General features: G+C 30.4%; 24 protein-coding genes and 1 tRNA gene. 23 read left to right on the forward strand and 2 right to left on the reverse strand.

Features of this window, described 5'->3' with window-relative positions; all coding sequences use genetic code 11:
- Positions 1–112: 112 nt before the first annotated feature.
- Positions 113–1,039: a ribonuclease HIII gene (gene rnhC / locus LQ608_RS02675; RefSeq protein ID WP_239749430.1), complete on the reverse strand. Its 927-nt coding sequence runs from the start codon at positions 1,037–1,039 to the stop codon at positions 113–115.
- A gap of 178 nt (positions 1,040–1,217) precedes the next feature.
- Here rnhC and zapA point away from each other — a divergent pair, with 178 nt between their 5' ends.
- The 16 genes from zapA (at position 1,218) to LQ608_RS02755 (ending at position 15,908) form a co-directional block, all read left to right on the forward strand.
- Positions 1,218–1,490 (forward strand): cell division protein ZapA, encoded by a 273-nt coding sequence (gene zapA / locus LQ608_RS02680; protein ID WP_078356837.1) that lies wholly within the window; start codon positions 1,218–1,220, stop codon positions 1,488–1,490.
- Positions 1,487–2,014: a CvpA family protein gene (locus tag LQ608_RS02685; protein ID WP_239749432.1), complete on the forward strand. Its 528-nt coding sequence runs from the start codon at positions 1,487–1,489 to the stop codon at positions 2,012–2,014. The genes zapA and LQ608_RS02685 overlap by 4 nt, the downstream gene beginning before the upstream one ends.
- Positions 2,015–2,075: 61 nt before the next feature.
- Positions 2,076–3,779, forward strand: a complete 1,704-nt coding sequence (polX, locus tag LQ608_RS02690; protein ID WP_239749433.1) for a DNA polymerase/3'-5' exonuclease PolX — start codon at positions 2,076–2,078, stop codon at positions 3,777–3,779.
- A 25-nt stretch (positions 3,780–3,804) separates the two neighbouring features.
- Entirely contained in the window at positions 3,805–6,153 is a 2,349-nt protein-coding gene (locus LQ608_RS02695) for an endonuclease MutS2 (protein WP_239749435.1), read from the forward strand.
- Positions 6,154–6,274: 121 nt separating this feature from the next.
- The gene (locus LQ608_RS02700; RefSeq protein ID WP_239749436.1) at positions 6,275–7,021 is read left to right on the forward strand and encodes an enoyl-CoA hydratase/isomerase family protein; all 747 of its coding nucleotides are present in this window, start codon (positions 6,275–6,277) and stop codon (positions 7,019–7,021) included.
- 111 nt (positions 7,022–7,132) lie between these two features.
- Complete coding sequence (gene trxA / locus LQ608_RS02705) at positions 7,133–7,447, forward strand: thioredoxin (protein WP_239749438.1); 315 nt, start codon at positions 7,133–7,135, stop codon at positions 7,445–7,447.
- 179 nt (positions 7,448–7,626) lie between these two features.
- On the forward strand, positions 7,627–9,408 hold the full coding sequence (uvrC, locus tag LQ608_RS02710; RefSeq protein WP_239749440.1) for an excinuclease ABC subunit UvrC: 1,782 nt from the start codon (positions 7,627–7,629) through the stop codon (positions 9,406–9,408).
- A gap of 195 nt (positions 9,409–9,603) precedes the next feature.
- The gene (locus tag LQ608_RS02715; protein WP_078356844.1) at positions 9,604–10,215 is read left to right on the forward strand and encodes a succinate dehydrogenase cytochrome b558 subunit; all 612 of its coding nucleotides are present in this window, start codon (positions 9,604–9,606) and stop codon (positions 10,213–10,215) included.
- 32 nt (positions 10,216–10,247) lie between these two features.
- Positions 10,248–12,011 carry a succinate dehydrogenase flavoprotein subunit gene (gene sdhA / locus LQ608_RS02720; protein WP_239749442.1) on the forward strand — a complete coding sequence of 588 codons (1,764 nt, stop codon included), beginning with the start codon at positions 10,248–10,250 and terminating at the stop codon, positions 12,009–12,011.
- Between the two features lie 2 nt (positions 12,012–12,013).
- A complete protein-coding gene (sdhB, locus tag LQ608_RS02725; RefSeq protein ID WP_239749445.1) occupies positions 12,014–12,823 on the forward strand; it encodes a succinate dehydrogenase iron-sulfur subunit in 810 nt (269 codons plus the stop codon).
- Positions 12,824–12,984: 161 nt separating this feature from the next.
- A complete protein-coding gene (locus LQ608_RS02730) occupies positions 12,985–13,419 on the forward strand; it encodes a MarR family winged helix-turn-helix transcriptional regulator (RefSeq protein ID WP_239749446.1) in 435 nt (144 codons plus the stop codon).
- Positions 13,416–14,213, forward strand: a complete 798-nt coding sequence (gene racE / locus LQ608_RS02735; protein WP_239749449.1) for a glutamate racemase — start codon at positions 13,416–13,418, stop codon at positions 14,211–14,213. Before LQ608_RS02730 ends, racE begins: the two co-directional genes overlap by 4 nt.
- A gap of 12 nt (positions 14,214–14,225) precedes the next feature.
- The gene (locus LQ608_RS02740; protein WP_107509584.1) at positions 14,226–14,810 is read left to right on the forward strand and encodes an XTP/dITP diphosphatase; all 585 of its coding nucleotides are present in this window, start codon (positions 14,226–14,228) and stop codon (positions 14,808–14,810) included.
- Positions 14,807–15,313 carry a YfcE family phosphodiesterase gene (locus LQ608_RS02745; RefSeq protein ID WP_239749451.1) on the forward strand — a complete coding sequence of 169 codons (507 nt, stop codon included), beginning with the start codon at positions 14,807–14,809 and terminating at the stop codon, positions 15,311–15,313. The genes LQ608_RS02740 and LQ608_RS02745 overlap by 4 nt, the downstream gene beginning before the upstream one ends.
- Positions 15,314–15,496: 183 nt before the next feature.
- A complete protein-coding gene (locus tag LQ608_RS02750; protein ID WP_239749452.1) occupies positions 15,497–15,712 on the forward strand; it encodes a hypothetical protein in 216 nt (71 codons plus the stop codon).
- 122 nt (positions 15,713–15,834) lie between these two features.
- Positions 15,835–15,908 (forward strand) — tRNA-Arg (locus LQ608_RS02755).
- Between the two features lie 772 nt (positions 15,909–16,680).
- On the opposite strand, the gene LQ608_RS02760 is transcribed toward LQ608_RS02755, so the two are convergent.
- Complete coding sequence (locus LQ608_RS02760; RefSeq protein ID WP_239740855.1) at positions 16,681–16,866, reverse strand: hypothetical protein; 186 nt, start codon at positions 16,864–16,866, stop codon at positions 16,681–16,683.
- A 119-nt stretch (positions 16,867–16,985) separates the two neighbouring features.
- On the opposite strand from LQ608_RS02760, the gene LQ608_RS12470 reads away from it, so the two are divergent.
- The 7 genes from LQ608_RS12470 to LQ608_RS02790 all read left to right on the forward strand — a co-directional run bounded on the left by LQ608_RS12470 (position 16,986) and on the right by LQ608_RS02790 (position 21,654).
- Positions 16,986–17,114 (forward strand): hypothetical protein, encoded by a 129-nt coding sequence (locus LQ608_RS12470; protein WP_275583006.1) that lies wholly within the window; start codon positions 16,986–16,988, stop codon positions 17,112–17,114.
- A gap of 201 nt (positions 17,115–17,315) precedes the next feature.
- Positions 17,316–17,561, forward strand: coding sequence for a hypothetical protein (locus tag LQ608_RS02765; RefSeq protein WP_239749453.1), 246 nt, complete (start codon positions 17,316–17,318; stop codon positions 17,559–17,561).
- A gap of 262 nt (positions 17,562–17,823) precedes the next feature.
- Positions 17,824–18,123, forward strand: a complete 300-nt coding sequence (locus LQ608_RS02770) for a hypothetical protein (RefSeq protein ID WP_239749456.1) — start codon at positions 17,824–17,826, stop codon at positions 18,121–18,123.
- Positions 18,124–18,238: 115 nt separating this feature from the next.
- A complete protein-coding gene (locus LQ608_RS02775; protein ID WP_239749458.1) occupies positions 18,239–18,415 on the forward strand; it encodes a hypothetical protein in 177 nt (58 codons plus the stop codon).
- Between the two features lie 679 nt (positions 18,416–19,094).
- Positions 19,095–19,289, forward strand: coding sequence for an LSM domain protein (locus tag LQ608_RS02780; RefSeq protein ID WP_239749461.1), 195 nt, complete (start codon positions 19,095–19,097; stop codon positions 19,287–19,289).
- A gap of 470 nt (positions 19,290–19,759) precedes the next feature.
- Complete coding sequence (locus LQ608_RS02785) at positions 19,760–19,996, forward strand: hypothetical protein (RefSeq protein ID WP_239749462.1); 237 nt, start codon at positions 19,760–19,762, stop codon at positions 19,994–19,996.
- A 665-nt stretch (positions 19,997–20,661) separates the two neighbouring features.
- Complete coding sequence (locus tag LQ608_RS02790) at positions 20,662–21,654, forward strand: YdcF family protein (RefSeq protein ID WP_239749464.1); 993 nt, start codon at positions 20,662–20,664, stop codon at positions 21,652–21,654.
- Positions 21,655–21,694: the final 40 nt, after the last annotated feature.

Consider the following 21,694-nt stretch of genomic DNA (forward strand, 5'->3'; position numbering starts at 1 on the left):
CTTTTTATTCTTCATTGTTAGCTTTGTAAGTTGTTTGCCTATAAACCAGATTAAATAGCAAATAATAATAATGGCTAATATTATTTGCCAACTAAAAGATATCAATATCATATTAATTTCTCCTTTTGCGTTTTATTAAATCTAATACTTTATCTCTATTTTTGAAATGTTTTTTTGTTATTTCATCAAGTTGTTGAATATTATATTTTTGAACGATTTTTGCTGCTTCTAGGTCAACTTTGTTACTGGCACCTTTTGGTATTAATACTTTTAAATCTTTAGCTAGTCTATCCATATGTTTAACGAATGCATATCTTGCTATGATACTTGCTGCAGCGATTGCAATAGATTTTGATTCTCCTTTAGTTTCAAAAAAAGTTATGTCTTTCCTTGGCATTTTGCCGATAACATACTTCTCATAAGTACTCGCTTGTACAAATTGATCAATGACAATTTGTTCTAATTCAGATTCTTCAATTCTAGAAATAACATTTTTGATAGCTTGATTATGTAATACGGCTTTCATTTTAACTTGACTCCAACCTTCTAATTGCTTTGTATTGTAGTTGGGATTATCCAATACAATAAGTGAATGTGGACATATTTGAATAATTTGTTCTGCTAATTCTACTATTTTTATATCTGTTAAAGATTTAGAGTCCATCACACCTAGTTCTTTTAATAATTTTGCATTCTTTTTAGATACGTATGCTGCACATACCGTTAATGGCCCAAAATAATCTCCACTTCCTGCTTCATCACTTCCAATTGTATTATGTAAATCAAAGGTATGTGTTTTCTTTGGGCTAGGTGAACTAGATGAGGTAGGGGCTATTTTTTGTCCTAACACTTCACTAGCTACTTGTTCTGCATCTTTACCTTGAAACATGATTTTTTTTGAGCGATAAATTTGTACTTGTGTGCTCTTTATTTTTTTACGAGCTACAGTACCAGTAGGTAAATTTTCTGTATCCATTTTATATTGTTTAATTATATTATTTATTGTTTGAGAATCTATTATTTTTACGATGTTTGCCACGTTTATGTCCTGCCTTTAATATATTTTCTATAAATAGAGTAGCATAAATTTATTATATAAACGAATATTCTCAAATGAAGTTAGTGGATATTCATACACAAATGAACATATGTCATGTATAATATAGTATGATTAAGTATATAGAAATTCCATTTATAATTTGAACAGGGGTAGTATAATGAGTGAAAATAAAAATAGAGTGACAGTAGTTATAAATGATCAACATTATACAATAATTGGTGAAGACGATCCTTCGCATATTCGCTATGTAGCCGGAAGAGTCGATGAGAAGATACAAGCGTTAGGTCAGCTAAATGCTGGTTTAGATACAACGCGTAAATCTGTGCTCACGGCTGTTAATGTTATGCATGAATATGTTAAATTAGAAGAGGAAAATGATAAATTAAGAGAAGAAATCAAACAATTAAAACATAAAGGAAATTTAGAATGATTACATTATTTATAATTATATGTTTAATATTAGGTGTCATCATTGGATATAGACGTAGTTTAGTATTACAATCGCTACATTCTATTGGTACTATTTTCTCATTGGTGATTGCCGCGATATGCTATGCACCATTTAGTAAACAATTGCATTTGATATTACCTTATCCAAGTGCTTCTACTGAAGGAAAAAACACGATATTTAATAATATTAATAATGAGGATGCATTCTATAATATTATGGCAATACTCATTTTATTTATTTTTACTAAAGTAATTTTACAAATTGTAGCAACAGTTTTTGATTTTTATCATCAAATGGACTTTGGAGGCAAATATGCAAGATACTTTGGAATGGCATTAGGATTTATAGAGGCATACTTAGTCGTTATAATTACATTAGCTGCTATTGCAGTTATTCCAATTCCATTATTTATAGATACATTGCACCAATCATTTATTGGAAATGCTATCTTATCGAAGACACCATTCTTATCTGAGCAATTAGTAAAATGGCTTTCAAATTAAATGAATTCATATTGTAAAAAGTCATGGGCGAACCTATGACTTTTTTTACGGAGGAATAGATATGTTAACTAAAAAAGATATTGTAAAAATGTTAGAAACAATCGCTATTTATATGGAAATTAAAGGAGAAAATCCTTTCAAAGTATCAGCATATAGAAAAGCAAGTCAGTCTTTGGAAACGGATGAAAGAACACTAAATGAAATAGATGACGTTACATCATTAAAAGGTATTGGTAAAGGTGTAGGTGATGTGATTAATGAGTATATTGATAACGGAACTCAAAGTTATTTAGATGAATTAAAAGAAGAAATTCCAGAAGGCTTAATACCATTACTTAAAATACCAGGTCTTGGCAGCAAAAAGATTGCTAAATTATATAAAGAATTAAATATAACAAATAAAGATGATTTAATTGCAGCTTGTGAAAAAAATGAAGTTTCAGCTCTACCTGGCTTTGCTAAAAAGACAGAACAAAAACTTTTAGAAGAAGCGAAAGTTTTAGGACAAAGACCTGAAAGATATCCAATTAATAGCATGATTAAAGCGCACGAAAAAGTTAATCAATATTTGGATGAAATAGAAGGTATTATTCAATATCAAGTTGCAGGCAGTTTTAGAAGAATGAGAGAAACAAGTAAAGATTTAGATTATATCATTTCTACTGAAGATGAGTTGAAGGTTCAGCAGTTATTATTAGAAATTCCAGAGATAAAAGAACAGATTGCTGTTGGGACAACAAAAGTGTCATTAGATTTGTTAATAGAAGATGATGTAATTGGTGTAGATTTTAGATTGATTAAACCAGAAGCTTTCTATCATACTTTACAACATTTCACAGGTTCAAAAGACCATAATATTAAAATTAGACAGCTTGCTAAACAAAGAAATGAGAAAGTTAGTGAATATGGTATAGAAGAAAAGAATGGTAACATCATTACTTATCAAAGTGAAAAAGAGATATATGATCATTACAATGTACCTTATATACCTCCAACTATGAGAGAAGATGGTACAGAATTTGATAAAAACATTCAAAACATTATTCAATTAGAAGATATCAATGGTGATATTCATATGCATACTACTTATAGTGATGGTGCATTTAAAATAGAAGAAATGATTGAAGCGGCTATCGAGCGTGGCTATAAATTTATTTGCATTACAGATCATTCTAGAAATTTAGCAGTAGCTAATGGTTTATCAATTGAGCGATTACTTGAACAAAACAAAAAGATTAAAGTACTAAATGAAAAATATAAAGAGATAGATATTTATAGTGGAACAGAAATGGATATTAAACCAGATGGTTCATTAGATTATCCTGATGAAGTGTTAAAAGAACTAGATTATGTTATTGCAGCTATTCATCAAAGCTTTAATCAGACCGAAGAAGAAATTATGAATAGACTAAAAACAGCATGTGAAAATAAATATGTTAGACATATTGCACACCCAACTGGTCGTATTATAGGTAGACGTGAAGGGTACAAAGTCAATATGGAACAACTTATTAAAATGGCGAAAGAAACAAACACTGTTTTAGAATTAAATGCTAATCCTCAAAGATTAGATTTAAACGCTGAAGTGTTAAAAAACAATCCTGATTTAATGATCACAATCAACACAGATGCACATCATATTGATCATTTTGATTTTATGAAATATGGTGTTGGTACAGCTCAAAAAGGATGGGTAGATAAATCTCAAGTCATTAATGCTAAATCACGTGAAGAATTTAAAGAATGGATTAAATTAGAGAAATAAAGTATTAAAGAAGAGGGAAGATAATATGAATGAAAAAACATTAAAAGTTCTTGAATATCCCTTAATTATTCAACAATTATCTGCACATGCTACTAGTGATATAGCAGAGAGACTTATTAGTGAACTTAAACCAAGTGATCAACTGGAAACAGTTCAAAAGAGTTTGAATGAAACAGACGAAATGACTCAAATATATAATAAGCATAGAGTTCCTGGTTATTCAGGATTAAAAGATATAAAATCTTATGTCAGAAGAGCTGAAATAGGTAGCTTACTAAATGTTGAAGAATTAAACCAAATTAAACGTAATATTCAAGTTCAAAATAGATTCAAAACGTTTTATGCAAGTATAGTTGATGAAGACGAAGAAATTCTTTATCCAATTATTGATGGATATGTAGCACAATTACCAGTATTAAGTGATTTACTCAATCAAATTAGCGAGCAATGTGATGAGCATGACTTATTTGATACAGCTAGTCCGAAATTAGCAGAACTGCGTCATCAAATAAAAAAGACAAACGATCGTATTAAATCGAGACTAGAGCAAATGGTGAGATCATCAGCGAATCAGAAGAAACTATCTGATTCTATTGTGACAGTAAGAAACGATAGACATGTACTACCAGTTAAAGCAGAATATCGACAAGATTTTAATGGTATCGTTCATGATCAATCAGCATCTGGACAAACGTTATATATTGAACCAAGTGCAATTGTAGAAATGCATAATCAAATTTCTCAAGTTAAAGCTAAAGAAAAAGAAGAAAAAGATAGATTACTATATATATTAACTGAACTTGTCAGTGAAGTAGGATATGAACTATTATCGAGTACAGAAGTTATGGGCCATTTAGATTTTATTACCGCTAAAGCAAAGTTTGGCGCAACAATTAAAGCAACTAAACCTGTATTATCTGATGATAGAGCGATTTATTTACCAAAAGCAAGACACCCATTAATTAATCAGGCTGAGGTTATTAGTAATACTATAGAATTTAAACAAGATATAAATGCAGTTATTATTACGGGACCGAATACAGGTGGTAAAACTGTCACATTAAAAACAGTCGGTCTCATTACATTGATGGCACAGTCAGGTTTATTGATTCCTACATTAGATGGTGCAATTATAACTATTTTCAAAAAAGTATTTTGCGATATTGGTGATGAACAATCTATTGAACAGTCACTTTCAACGTTTTCATCACATATGAAAAATATTGTTAATATTATAGATCAAGCTGATAAAGATTCATTAATTCTATTTGATGAGCTTGGAGCGGGTACTGATCCTAGTGAAGGTGCCGCTTTAGCGATGAGCATACTTGATTATACAATTGAAAAAGATGCGCTAATTATGGCAACTACACATTATCCAGAACTTAAAGCATACAGTTATAATCGTGATAAAGTTATGAATGCAAGTGTCGAATTTGATGTTGAAACATTAAGACCTACCTATAAACTATTAATGGGCATACCAGGAAGATCAAATGCATTTGAAATATCTAAAAAATTAGGACTAAAAAATGAACTCATCAATCACGCTAAATCATTAATTGGTCAAGATGAGAAAGAAATTAATGTAATGATTGAATCTCTAGAAAAGAATGCGAAATCAGTAGAAAATGACAGAATTGAAGTTGAAAAATTGAAACAAGAATCAGCTGAATTACATCAATCACTATCTCAAGAATTACAGCGTTTCGAAAAATTCAAAACACAATTAATGGATGATGCAAGAAATAAAGCAAACCAAGAAGTGAAACAAAAAACAAAAGAAGCTGAATCTATACTACAAGAACTTAGAGATATGCGAGATAATTCAGTAGCAAATGTAAAAGAACACGAGCTCATTGAAAGAAAGAAACGACTAGATAATCAATATACAGAAGCATCAATCAAACAAAATGTAAAAAAAGAGCGTCACGATAAAATTGAAAAAGGCGATGACGTTAAAGTTTTATCTTATGGTCAAAAAGGTGAAGTTATAGATGTTGTTAATGATGAAGAAGTAGTCGTTCAAATGGGTATACTTAAAATGAAAATTGAAGTAAAAGATTTAGAAAAGCTTGATAAAAAGAAACAACAACCAAGCAAAGTTGTTCCTAGAACTAATCGTACGACGATTAAAATGGATTTAGACTTACGTGGTTATCGTTATGAAGAGGCCATGATTGAATTAGATCAATATATTGATCAAGCAGTTCTTTCAAATTATGGTACAGTTAATATTATCCATGGTAAAGGTACTGGTGCGTTACAAAAAGGTGTAACAGATCATTTGAAACGACATCGTTCAGTAGATAGCTTTAGAACAGGAATGCCATCAGAAGGTGGATTTGGTGTTACAGTAGTAACATTGAAATAAGGAGGAAACATATTGGATAATTTTGATATGTATAAACTAGCAAAAGTGTTGCTCGTTATTTCTGCTTTAACATTTATTGCAGGTATTGTTTATTTATTATTCTTATAAGGAGGTAATTTGAATGATTGAGACTAACGTTGAGAAGCAAGTTCTATTTATTCATTTAAATCATGGTCCAGTTAATGCTTTAAATGAAGAAGTTTTAGCGGCTATCATCAAAGCCATTGAGACTCAAGGATTTGATGATAATGTGAAAGTAATTGTAATTAAAGGTAATGAAAAATGTTTTTCTGCAGGTGCAGACATTAAATCATTTCCAAATTTAACAAAGCATGAAAGACTAGACTTAGCTTCAACTAGCGCAAAATTATTTAGACTAATCAAAACTTGTCATAAACCAGTTATAAGTTCTATTCATGGTGTATGTTTAGGTGGAGGATTTGAATTAGCTTTAGCATGTGATATGAGATTAATTACGAAAGATACGAAAGTAGGATTACCTGAAATTAATTTAGGAATATTTCCTGGATTTGGTGGCGTAAGAAGATTATCTTATATGATAGGGCAACATAAAGCGTTACAAATCGCTTTAACAGGTGAAAATATTAAGTTAGATGATATAAAGTATTTGTTTAATGAAATTGTTAAAGATAAAGCTGAATTAGAAAAAGCAACTGAAGAATTAGCTTATAATATAGCATCGAAGTCATTAGACTCAATAAAAGTTATTAAACAAATGTCCAATTTAGATTTATCATTAGAAAGTGACCAAATTGAAGAAAGACATTTCGTAGATATTATAGAAAGCGAAAATGCTCAAGAAGGTATTGATGCATTTATCTCAAAAAGAAAACCAGAATTTAAGTGATTGCTTCCAAGTCCAACATCAAGTACAATACAGTTTGAGCAAACAACATGCATTGCAAAATAAAGCGTGCTATACTCTCATTATCATAAGTTAACAAGGAGGATTTTTCCAATGGCATTAGTAAAAGCAACAGATGCAAATTTCGATGAACAAATTAAAGAAGGCGTAAGTTTAGTGGACTTCTGGGCACCATGGTGTGGACCTTGTAAAATGATCGCGCCAGTATTAGAAGATTTAGCTAAAGACGTTGAAGGTAAAGCAGGTATCGTTAAATTAGATGTAGATGAAAACCAAGCAACAGCAGCTAAATACGAAGTAATGAGTATTCCAACATTAATCGTATTCAAAGATGGCGAAGCTGTAGATAAAGTAGTAGGTTTCCAACCTAAAGAACAATTAGAACAAGTATTATCTAAACACTATTAATAAGATTGAGTAATGGTGATAAGAGGCTGAGACAATTAAATTGTCCAGCTTCTTTTTTGTTTCCGTATATTTCTAAAGCGTCTAAATATACATTTCTAATTTTTATGTTAAATAGAACGTATGTTTTGGTTAAATGAAATATTGTTGATATAATTATTAAAAAAAGGTAGGTGAATAAGGTGGAAGACTACCAAAAAAGAATAAAACAAAAATTAGATGTATTACCTACATATCCAGGTTGTTACATTATGAAAGACAGACATGACTCTGTTATATATGTTGGTAAAGCAAAACGTCTTAGAAATAGAGTTCGAAGTTATTTTACAGGTGCACATGATGAAAAAACAACTCGTCTAGTTGGAGAGATTCGAGATTTTGAATTTATCGTTACGTCTAGTGAAATTGAATCATTATTATTAGAGTTAAACCTTATAAAAAAACATCAACCTAGATATAACATCTTATTAAAAGATGATAAAAGTTACCCCTTTATCAAAATAACGAAAGAAAAGCACCCACGTTTAATCGTTACAAGAACTGTGAAAAAAGATTCAGGAAAATATTTTGGTCCTTATCCAAATGCTTATGCAGCACATGAAACGAAAAAATTGCTAGATAGAATCTATCCTTTAAGAAAATGTGTAACAATGCCTAACAAAGTTTGCTTATATTACCATATAGGACAATGTTTAGGACCATGTGTCTATCCTGTTGAACAAGCACAATATCAAACTATGATTAAAGAAATTACAGACTTTTTAAATGGTGATGATAAATCAATTGTGAATGATTTAAAAGTAAAAATGAATGCAGCTAGTGAAGCTTTAAAATTTGAAGAAGCTAAAGAATATAGGGACTTAATTCAGCATATTGAAATGTTGAATTATAAACAAAATATGATGTCATCAGATATGACGATGAGAGATATATTCGGTTATTCTGTCGATAAAGGTTGGATGTGTATTCAAGTGTTCTTCATAAGACAAGGGAAATTGATAGAAAGACAGGCATCTATGATTCCAATAATACAAACTGCGGAAGAAGAATTTTATACCTTTATAGGTCAGTTTTATACATTGAATCAACATTTAACACCTAAAGAAATACACATTCCAAAAGACATAGACATTAAAACAGTTGAGTCAGTAGTTGATTCAAAAGTCGTACAACCTAAAAGAGGTAAGAAAAAAGAAATGGTAGATTTAGCAATTAAAAACGCTAGTATTTCATTGAAAAACAAATTTGAACTAATCGCGAAAGATGAATCACGAACAATAAAAGCAATAGACAATTTAGGTGAAGCAATGGGAATTCAAACACCAGTTAGAATTGAAGCATTCGATAATTCTAATATTCAAGGTGTTGATCCTGTATCAGTCATGATTGCTTTTGTAGATGGTAAACCAAGTAAAAAAGATTATCGTAAATACAAAATTAAATCAGTCAAAGGACCTGACGATTATAAATCTATGCAAGAAGCTGTTAGAAGAAGATATACAAGAGTTTTAAAAGAAGGTTTGCCAATACCAGATTTAATAATTGTTGATGGTGGTAAAGGTCATATGACTTCTGTTAGAGAAGTATTAGAAAATGAATTAGGACTTGATATTCCAATTGCAGGATTAAGTAAAAATGATAAACACCAAACTTCAGAATTACTTTATGGTGCTCAAGCAGAAATTATACCACTAAAGAAAAACTCTCAAGAATTTTATTTGCTTCAACGAATACAAGATGAAGTGCATAGATTTGCTATTAGTTTTCATAGATCAACGCGACAAAAGACAACCTTAAAATCTGCTTTAGATGAAATAGAAGGCATAGGGCCGAAAAGAAAGCAAACATTGCTAAAACATTTTGGTTCTATTAAGAAAATGAGGGAGTCTAGTTTAAAAGATTTTACTGAAATTGGGTTACCAGAAAAAGTTGCTCAAAATTTAGTAAAAAAGCTTAGTAATTAAAGAGTAAAATTACAATAAAAAATCAATATATTTGGGCATGAGAATTATTCTCATGCCCAAATTCATACTTAATGATGTTACAATATACATGTAATGCTCATCGAATTTTTTTTAGCATATATGTAATCGTTTTCAGTTTTACATATATAATAATATATCGATAGAGCCATAGATTAAAGTTAGGGGGGACTTCTTTTGGCGTCAAGCGAAAAACAGTTTATATTACGTCGTATTCATTCATTATTAGGTGTAATTCCTATAGGAATATTCTTGATTCAACACTTATTAATTAACCACTTTGCAACAATTAGCCCGGAGGCTTTCAATAAAGCATCTGATTTTATGTGGAATTTACCATTTAAAATAGTGTTAGAGGTTGTAGTAATTTATATTCCTATACTATTCCACGCTATTTATGGATTATACATAGCTTTTACAGCTAAAGAAAATGTAGGAAGACAATCTTTATTCAGAAACTGGATGTTTTTACTACAACGTATAACTGGTATAGTTTCATTTATTTTTATAGCTGTACACGTATACCAAACACGTATTCAAGCTGCATTAGGTCATCATGTTGATTTTGATATGGTATCAGATATTTTATCTAATCCTATTTCTGTAACGCTTTATGTTATTGGTGTGCTAAGTGTTATATTCCATTTTTCAAATGGATTATGGTCATTCTGCATTACTTGGGGAATTACACAATCACCTAAATCTCAACGCTTTATGACATATGTAACATTATTAGTATTTATAGTAATTAGTATTATTGGCTTAAGAGCTATTTTTGCATTCGTATAAGATTTATACTTTTTAGGGGAGTGACAATTTTTATGACAAACAACAAAATTATTGTTGTCGGTGGCGGTTTAGCAGGATTGATGGCAACAATTAAAGCTGCAGAAAAAGGTGCACATGTTGATTTATTCTCATTAGTACCTGTTAAACGTTCACACTCTGTATGTGCGCAAGGTGGTATTAACGGAGCTGTTAATACAAAAGGTGAAGGTGACTCTACTTTCATTCACTTTGATGACACAGTATATGGTGGAGATTTCTTAGCTAACCAAACACCAGTGAAAAATATGACTGCAGCAGCACCAAGTATCATACATTTACTAGACAGAATGGGCGTAATGTTTAACCGTACACCTGAAGGTCTTTTAGATTTCCGTAGATTCGGTGGTACTTTATATCATAGAACTGCTTTTGCAGGTGCAACGACTGGACAACAACTATTATATGCATTAGATGAACAAGTTAGAAGCTTTGAAGTAAAAGGTTTAGTTACAAAATATGAAGGCTGGGAATTTTTAGGTATCGTAAAAGATGACGAAAATTCAGCCCGTGGTATCGTAGCTCAAAACTTAACAGATTCTAAAATAGAATCATTTGGTTCAGATGCTGTAATTATGGCAACAGGTGGTCCTGGTATTATCTTTGGTAAGTCTACTAACTCAATGATTAATACAGGTTCTGCTGCATCAGTTGTTTATCAACAAGGTGCTAAGTATGCTAACGGTGAATTTATTCAAATTCACCCAACTGCAATTCCAGGTGATGATAAACTAAGATTAATGAGTGAATCAGCTCGTGGTGAAGGTGGACGTATCTGGACTTATAAAGATGGTAAACCATGGTATTTCTTAGAAGAAAAATACCCAGATTACGGTAACTTAGTACCACGTGATATCGCAACGCGTGAAATATTTGATGTGTGTGTTAACCAAAAACTTGGTATTAACGGTGAGAACATGGTATATCTTGACTTATCACATAAAGACGCACATGAATTAGATGTTAAGCTTGGCGGTATAATAGAAATATATGAAAAATTCACTGGTGACGACCCTCGTAAAGTCCCAATGAAAATATTCCCAGCTGTTCATTATTCAATGGGTGGAATTTGGGTAGACTTTGATCAAATGACTAACATTAAAGGTTTATTTGCAGCAGGTGAATGTGATTATTCACAACATGGCGGTAATAGATTAGGAGCTAACTCTTTATTATCAGCTATTTATGGTGGTATGGTTGCAGGACCAAATGCAATGGAATATGTTAAAAATATTAAAACATCATACACTGAATTAGATGAAGAAATATTCCAAAAACGTATTGATGAAGAACAAGAAAAATTCGACCACTTATTACAACTTAAAGGTACTGAAAATGCTTATAAGTTACACAAAGAATTAGGTGAAATTATGACTGCAAACGTTACTGTTGTTCGTCATAATGATAAACTTCTTGAAACAGATAAGAAAATTGTTGAATTAATGGAAAGATATCAAAATATTGATATGGAAGATACTTCAACATGGAGTAACCAAGCTGTATTCTTTACACGTCAATTATGGAATATGTTAGTTTTAGCAAGAGTTATTACGATTGGTGCATATAATCGTAATGAATCTCGAGGGGCACACTATAAACCAGAGTTCCCTGAACGTAATGATGAAGAATGGTTAAAAACAACTATTGCTCAGTTCAGAGGACCAGAAGAAGCACCGGAATTCTCATATGAAGAAGTGGATGTTAGTCACATTGAACCTCGTAAACGAGATTACTCTAAGAAATCCGAAGGGAGTAAATAATAATGGCAGACACTCAAACAGTTGAACAAAATTCACAAGATCAAAATCAAGAAAATAAAACAATTTCAATTATCATAAAACGTCAAGAAAATGATCAGTCAAAACCATACGAAGAAAAATTTGAGATTCCTTATAGACCAAATATGAACGTAATCGCAGCTTTGATGGAAATTCAAAGAAATCCGTTCACTTCAAATGGTGAAAAGACAACGCCAGTTACATGGGATATGAACTGTCTGGAAGAAGTTTGTGGCGCTTGTTCTATGGTTATTAATGGTAAAGCACGTCAATCATGTTCTGCTATCATTGACCAATTAGAACAACCAATCAAACTTGAACCTATGAAAACTTTCCCAGTGATTCGTGACTTACAAGTTGATCGTTCTCGAATGTTCGATAACTTGAAAAAAGTTCAAGCATGGGTTCCAATTGATGGTACTTATGACTTAGGTCCTGGCCCACGTATGCCTGAGAAAAAACGTCAAACAGCATATGAGTTATCTAAATGTATGACATGTGGTGTATGTTTAGAAGTATGTCCTAATGTAAACGTAGATAATAATTTTATGGGTGCACAAGCAATTTCTCAAGTTCGTCTTTTCAACTTACATCCAACAGGTAGTATGACTAAAGATGAGAGAATTAAAGCGTTGATGTCTGATGGTGGTATTCAAGAATGTGGTAGTTCACAAAACTGTGTTAATGCTTGTCCAAAAGGTATTCCTTTAACAACATCAATCGCAGCAATGAATAGAGAAACTACATTCCAAATGTTTAAATCATTCTTCGGATCAGATCACGAAGTTAACTAAAACGATTTAAAATAAATTAACCTTTAAAGCCAATTATAAAATTGGTTTTAAAGGTTTTTTTCTATTATTCGTGATGAAAAAGGACCAATTGATTAACCGCAAATAAATGTATGTGTTATTATAATTAGTATAAGTTTTAAGTGAAAAGAGGTTCAAAAGCAATGGAAGAAATTACTAAACAGATTGAATATTCGCTTCGACATATCGTTGATAGAACTAAGTTGAGATCGAGAGGACAGTTAAAAGTATACGATATTTCACCTCCACAATTTATTGCGTTACAATGGTTAAATGAACATCAACAATTGACAATAGGTGAGTTATCTAAACGATTATATTTAGCTTATTCTACGACTACAGACATAATTGATAAACTTGAACAAAAAGAATTAGTCTTAAGAATTCAATCTGAAGAAGATAAAAGAGTATTCCATGTCAAGTTATTAGAAAAAGGTACAGCTCTAATCGATGAAGTAGTTTATGCAAGACAATCATATACTGAAGACCTTTTATCAGTGATGAAAGAAGAAGACAAAATTAAATTTAATGAAGCTCTAGAGATTATGCTGAAAAGAATGAGAAGTGAAGATAAATGAATAAACCAATAGGCGTAATTGATTCAGGTATCGGTGGGTTAACAGTTGCTAAAGAAATAATGAGGCAATTGCCTAACGAGACGATTTATTACTTAGGTGATATAGGTAGATGTCCTTATGGGCCAAGAAGTAAAGAAGAGGTAAAAGCATTTACTATACAATTGGCTAACTTTTTAGTAGAAAAAGATATTAAAATGCTTGTAATTGCTTGTAACACAGCAACTGCTGTAGCATTAAAACCATTACAAGAATTGTTATCAATTCCTGTTATAGGTGTAATTGACCCAGGTTCTAGAACAGCTATAATGACGACTAATAATAATCGTGTGCTCGTATTAGGAACAGAAGGCACAATTAAATCTGAAGCATATAGAAGAAGTATAAAGTCTATAAACCCACAAGTAGAAGTTAAGGGTATTGCATGCCCAGGCTTCGTACCTTTAGTGGAACAAATGAGGTATAAAGATCCAACTATTACAAGCATTGTCATACATCAAACACTTAAACAATGGCGTTATGATGATTCCGATACGGTGATATTAGGATGTACTCATTACCCATTATTATATGATGCTATCCATCAATATTTTGATGATGGAAAGACCATTATCTCTTCAGGTTTGGAAACTGCAAGAGAGGTCAGTGCCTTATTAACATTTAGTAATGAGCACTCTTATTACACACCTAAACCTAAGCATAAATTTTTTGCAAATGGTGATGTAGAGCATATTACACGAACTATAAAAGAATGGCTGCATATAGAAGACGCTAAAGTTGAAAGAATAACATTGTAAGGAGAGATAATTATGAACGATATCATTATCGCATCAAACAACAAAGGTAAAATAAATGACTTTAAAGCAATTTTTCCTAAAGCTAATGTTATAGGTATTTCTGAAATTGCTCCTGATTTTGATGTAGAAGAAACAGGTATGACTTTTGAAGAAAATGCTATATTAAAAGCAGAAACAGCATCAAAACAATTAAATAAAATAGTTATAGCAGATGACAGTGGTTTATCTGTAAAAGCTTTAAATGGTGAACCAGGTATATACTCAGCTAGATATGCTGGAGAACAAAAAAATGATCAAGATAATATTGATAAATTATTAAGTAATCTGCAAGGTATAGAGAATAGAGAGGCAGAGTTCGTATGTGCAATAGCTGTCAGTGAACCAGGTAAAGAAACACTTACTTATGTAGGTAAAGCACAAGGTGAAATAATAGATGAACAAAGAGGAGAAAATGGATTTGGATATGATCCGATTTTCTTCGTTCCTTCATTAGACAGAACGATGGCCGAATTAACAGTAGCAGAAAAAAGTGCAATTAGCCATCGTGGTAATGCTATTAAACTAATGAATGAAGATGTAGGGGAGAGATTCCAATGAGATGGATAATTGTCAGTGATAATCACGGAGAACAAGGAATACTACATGAAATATATGATAAATATAAAGAAGCGGATTTATTCTTACATCTAGGAGATTCAGAGTTTGATTATGATGATACTGAATTAAGCTTATATAATAGAGTAAAAGGTAATTGTGATTTTGATCCACGTTTTCCAATAGAAGAGCAAGGTGAAATTCAAGGAATCGGATATTTCTATACACATGGACATCGATATGAAGTTAAAGGTTCTAGAGATGTATTAAGTGCACATGCTAAGAAAGCAAATGCTAATTTTGCTTTCTATGGACATAGCCATGTTGCTTTATGTGAATCAATTGATGGCGTATATTGTATAAATCCAGGTAGCATCTCCCAAACTCGAGGGAAATGGGAAGAAACCTATGCTGTAATAGATTTTGATAATGAGCTTAACAATGCTAGTTTAACTTTCTTAAATAGAAATCATGAAGAAATTGAAAAACAATCTTTAGCTTTATAATAAAGTTTCACACAACCAAAAATTTAAATAGCTTTTATTAATTGAGATATTCATATGAATATCTCAATTTTATTAAATAATTAGAATAAACTTTCAATTAAAGTGAAAATGTTTTATAATTATTAATGTCGTAAATTTAATGTAAAGATGTAAGAACTGTAATGTAATCAGGAGGGTGTTAAAATGAATAGAACACACGTAACATCAGTTATTAATCAAGACAAATTTTGTATTAATAAAACTGAAGAACATGAATTACATAAAAACGAAAACATATATGTATTAACTTCAAATGGGCTAGTACATGCAAGTGTATTAGAAATATTTGAAGAAAAATCAGTATGTAAAGCAGAAAAAGCCAATATAGTTAAAGTGAATGACATCGTAATCGCTGAATAAAGTATAAATAATTTAAATAAACGTGTAATAATACTTCGAAAGCGATTTAATAAACCTTTTTCTTTTTAAAAAGTATTGATAAATCAGGTTCTATTCGATATAATTATTCTTGTGTTGAAAATGTCCTGGTAGCTCAGCTGGATAGAGCAACGGCCTTCTAAGCCGTCGGTCGGGGGTTCGAATCCCTCCCAGGACGTAAATTACCAATATCCCGTTGTATCTCGTTATTCGTAACGATGATATAACGGGATTTTTTTGTATATAGATATTCCTCGTTATACTTGGTAATTAAACTTTTATGCCAACGTTACGCCAATGAGATTATAAAACTTTTAAGGCATCTACTGATTTAAGCTTAATTGAAAACCCATTCTTTCTATAGGGTTTGTCTTCATGTCCAAAAACATATTGACGTGTGCAAAGTTCTTTTCTTTTTGTAACTGCGATTTTTATAACTTTTTATAAGAAAACCTCACGATATGTGAGGTAGTTAATGTTATTGACCATATTGCTGCTCGTAATATTCTATCGCTTCTAATACTTCTTCTTCATCATTATTAAAGTAGTAACAGTCAGCGGAGAAACTATAATAGAGCGATAGTGATGAATAGTAAAATAAAAACTAAGAAATGTAATTTAGCTTCTTAGAGTTCATAGTGCAGCAACAAAAATATACAATGGTAAAGTTTTTGATGGTTCGTTAGGGAGTTATCAATGTAGAGCTGATGAATTTACAGCACTTATCGATTTCTTTGATATGTACACGAAGAACATCATTTGTATGAGGTGGCGTAGGGAATAAACACTATATGAATGCAGTAGGTTATCATTGGAGAATTTACAAAGCTTAATTAGGCAGGTAGAGATTTAATAGAGGTTTTATTAATATTAAAGTTTTAATAGTACCAGTTTTGATCCTTCTCAAAATACTAAGAGGATTAAAACTGGTATTTATTATTATCAAGACGTTAATTTTTTTCAGATTTATTTTTCTTGTCGAAAAATAAAGCATAAATAATATAAAGTATCACGCCTATTAATATTAAAGTAGATATAGGATTTAGGGGATTATTATTCGCTATTGCATTATAAATTAAATCCACTGCGTATAAAAGAGCACAAAACCCTAGAATGTTTAAGAATATTTTATTCATAGCACACCTCCTATTATTATTGATTTTAGCATAAAATGTATAGTTTTGGATTAATTTATATTTAATATAACTTTTTATATTCTTCTAACAAATCTAAGTAAATATCTAAAGTTATTGATATGTTTCCAGGTGTTGATGAACCACCTTTGCAATCATTTTGTAGAAGTTCAACAGTTCCTGTAGCAATTGATTGGCGAGAAGAAATCTTTAAGAAACAAAAAGATAAATTAGTTGTAAATAACCTTTAAGACAAAAAGGTTTGACTCTGATTATGACATAACAGTCAGTTGTCAAAGGTTACGAGAGGGGAAAATATATTAGCAAGAGATTTTGCTAATAAAAAATGAAGTACTTGAACAGAGTGCAATGGGAAAGTATAATTTGAATATAAAATTACTTGTAATTCAGTAAAAAATTATATTGATTTAGTTATGAAATGGAGTGATTAAATGCTTTCAATGAAACTAATATATCATAATGATGAAATAGTAACTTATGAATATTATCCAGAAGATAATCATAAAATTAAACCAGGACAAATTACGATACGTAGACACGATAAAGAGATAATAGATTGTACTAAAACAGAAATTGAAAAATATAATTCATTATATTTTGTACATGCTGCTAGTAGAATGAGAAATCTTGTTGATTTAAACGACTTACCTAAAACACAATTAGTTGCATGGGGATAAGCAAGGTCCTTTTCATTTATATAGATAAAGGTTTTCTTTTTTATTGAATTAGATTTATAGTAGTCTATGTAATTTTGATGCATGATTATTTTTACTAATTATTAGCATCTGATATGAGTAAATGATGCTAGTAGAGGATACAATATATGATAAAATTCAGATAATTAACTAAACACACTAATTAAGGTTGGTTTAATTGTTTAGAGGATTAAATAATTATGGTTGAAATATAAATTTTCTTTGAAAAAGAGGAGTATAAATAATGCTCAATATAATATTAGATCTATGTATATTTTTAACATCTCTAATCGTTTCTATATATGTAGCGAAAACTAAAAATATATTTATCATCGCTTCAATAGAACATGACAAAGTAAAACCAGAAAATGTAGTTAAAATTTCATATATATTTTCTGTTTGTTTATTTATGGGGACTACTTTTATCGTTGCCGCGGATGTGGTTTATAATTTTAGTCCTGTTCTATCGATTGCGTCGTTTATTTTAGGTATGTTAGTTTTAGTACTGTTTTATGTTTTATTTGTAATTATAGAAAAAAGTTAGTTTGTTATAATAAGTTTTAGAGAAAATTGATAGTGTTGTAATAAGAAAAAGAGTTTTTCAGGTATCATGTGCAATTAGTGCTGATAAAAAGTATTTTACGAGGTAGGTAATTATTATGAAGTATATATTGTCATACATATCCTTTTCAGTAATAATGCTAGTATTATTAACAATATTCAATTTAATTTTTAGTGATGGTAAAGAATGGACAAAAAATGTAATTCTATCTGTAATAACTTATCCAATTTATTTATTCTTTGATTGGGCGCTAGAAGGTAATAACAAAAAGTAGTGGTAAATATAATAACCTGGTTAAAACTAATAGAAAAAATAACCCACTTTAATGTAGTGTGCCCAAAAGTTCAACTTTAGGTAGTACTTCTAAAAATAGGTAGGGTTATTTTTTATGTTCGCTTTTATGTTCTGTATTTTATCCAATTAAATTATATTTTAATATTAATTTAATTGGATTTAAAAAGGGAGAATATCATTAGTAGAAGTAGGTGTTAACTTTGTTGACCTTAAAATTAGTCAGCAAAAATGAAACATGCGTTACCTATGATTACTTTCCTGAGAACAAAGAATCGTCGGGACGTATCACGATAGCATTAATGATTTTAAAATACTCTATGAAAAAAATAAAGTGAAAAAGCATATTTGTTAAAAGAAGGTGAAGAGCTAAAGTATTTGGCGAACAAACTTGTGTTTATTTAAACCCTGGTAGTGAAGCATTAATGCTGATTTTAAATAGTAAATCACAATAAAAGATGTAGAGTTGATTTGTGAGAATGCGTTCAAAAATGTTGATGAGAGTATTATAACTACAGGGTATATTAAAGGTGTTTTGAAGAAATTATATAATAAAAATAATATTAATTTTAAAGTGAGATGATTGAATTGAAAAAGACTGTGAAATTAGATGGATGTATTTCTCCAAAAGAGGTTGCGAAAGTCGAAAAAGAAGGAAAAATATGGAATTGTGGACATATATTGGTGAAAATATATTGATAGAATTGTGCAATGGTCAACGCTTCATTGGAAAAGTTACGAATTACGATGACGAAGTAGATAATGAAAGTGGAGAAGATTCCATACATTTGGATGATGGGGAATTATTATATGATTTTGATGAAAGTGAAATTAAAGAGATAAAAGTTATTGATTAAGCGCAAAACCGAAAATAAATGGTTGAGATGCTATTTTCATACACTTTTATAAGTTGTCACAATGCTGAAGACACATATAAAGCGTTCTCTGAATTAGCTGAAAGAGAAAAAAGAAGAAACAAATAGAAAAGATAAAATGAAAAAACACTCAGGCACTTTAGTCGGTTGGCACTGAGTATAAAAATTAAGGCTATAGTCTATGAACTATATCTCTTCATGGCTTTTTGAGTTGTAGTCGGTTGTGATCTATCACAATCGGCTATTTTTCTTTATCTTTTTAAAGAAATACAGAACTATATCAAGTGATAAATAATATAATAATATGACAGTTTTGTCATTTTAATTATCGTGTTTTAAAAAATCATAATTTTGTATATTTTAAATTAAATTTTTATAGGAAATTTAAGAAAATATATATTGAAATTAACTTTAAATTTTGGTATATTCTGTAAAGGAATGGAGGGTTGCTAATGACATATATGAATTTTTGGAAGCAAACGTTTGATTATAAGAGTAAATCTAGTTTTAAAGGTCTTATAACATGTTTGTTCATAAATATTGTGATATTAATTTTAATAATGTCTCTTGGACTTATTGTGCCATTCAAATGGGAAAATACTATTGTTGATTTGTATTATATTGTTTTGTTATTAATGATTTTCCCTACGATTGCTATGATAGTAAGAGTTATTAGAAACTATAGATAGTTAAATATTATTAAATACGGAGCTAAATAAAAGTTCTTTTTACAAAAAACTCTCTCTATCTATTAAATTTAATAGGTTGGGAGAGTTTTGCTTTTTAGAAAAATTAGATAGAATAATACGCACGAAGACTCCAGAGATATCGTGCGATTCGGCTCAAATCGGGTTAAAACGCACGAAGACTTCAAAGATATCGTGCGATTCAGGTGAAATCGGGTTAATACGCACGAAGACTCCAGAGATATCGTGCGATTCAGGTGAAATCGGGTTAATACGCACGAAGACTTCAAAGATATCGTGCGATTCAGGTGAAATCGGGTAAATACGCACGAAGACTCCAGAGATATCGTGCGATTCGGCTCAAATCGGGTTAATACGCACGAAGACTTCAAAGATATCGTGCGATTCAGGTGAAATCGGGTTAATACGCACGAAGACTACAAAGATATCGTGCGATTCGGCTCAAATCGGGTTAAATCGCACGAAGACTCCAGAGATATCGTGCGATTCGGCTCAAATCCGATCCAATCAAATCTTGTGTTTCGATTGATGTTTAATTATGCATGATATATTTCTTCCTTCGAAAATTTTGTGAATAAATAAAAGTGTTTATTATTTACGATGATGATATACTTTTATTGTTAAAATTTTATTTGGAGGTGACAATCATGTTTATTACTTTGGGTTTGTTAATTTTGTTTGTTATTAGTTATGTTGTAGATTTTAGACAATATAAGAATGTATTTTTATTAGGTATGTTTCTTATAAGCCTATTCAGTAGTATCGTTGTGGGCATACTGATACCATTCTTAAATTTGCATATGAATATAAATTATCTTTTAATGACTAATATAATATATGGTTTAATAGTTATTGTTGTCATGCTCTTGTCACTTTTGAATTTAAAGAAAAAAATAGCAAACGAAGGCAGATTTGTAACGAACATGATTGTCTTAGGGTACGGTACATTTATCTTTTTAAACTTTTTGATAATTTTATTTAAACCACATTTATTTGTAGATTATTTTAATGGATTAATAGTAATCGTGATTTCATTCTTCTTTTATTATTTGAATTTGATATTTATTCTTCATAACCTGTACTCTTGGATTTTGAGTGGTGTTGCTAAAAGGAAGAAAAGTAATTTTATTATTGTTCTCGGAGCAGGTATTATTGGTGAAAAAGTAACGCCATTACTAAAAGCAAGATTAGACAAAGCAATTAAATTAAAAAAGAAAAGTTTAGATACGTTGATTATTGTGAGTGGTGGACAAGGACCCGATGAAAAAATTAGTGAAGCTGAAGCAATGCGACGATATTTAGTAGATCAAGGGATTCGAAATGAAGATATCATTATGGAAGACGAGTCTACAAATACAGAAGAGAATTTAGTGTTTTCAAATAAAATAATGGACAAATATAAATCAGAAGCAATTGCTACAATAGTTTCAAATCATTTCCATATATTAAGAGCTGCATTTTTATCGAAAAAACTTAATATGAACGCTACTGTAACGGGTGGTTCATCAAAGTCTTATTTTTATCCGAATGCATATATAAGAGAGTATTTAGCTATTTTATATATGTATAAGAAGACACATATAATAGCAATTATAGTCATGTTAGCATTGGTTATTTCATATACATTATTAGCAGGTTAATAATAAAAACTACCAACAAAGCAAATACTTTGTTGGTAGT

Source organism: Mammaliicoccus sp. H-M34 (genome assembly GCF_022386495.1).
Taxonomy (GTDB): domain Bacteria; phylum Bacillota; class Bacilli; order Staphylococcales; family Staphylococcaceae; genus Mammaliicoccus; species Mammaliicoccus fleurettii.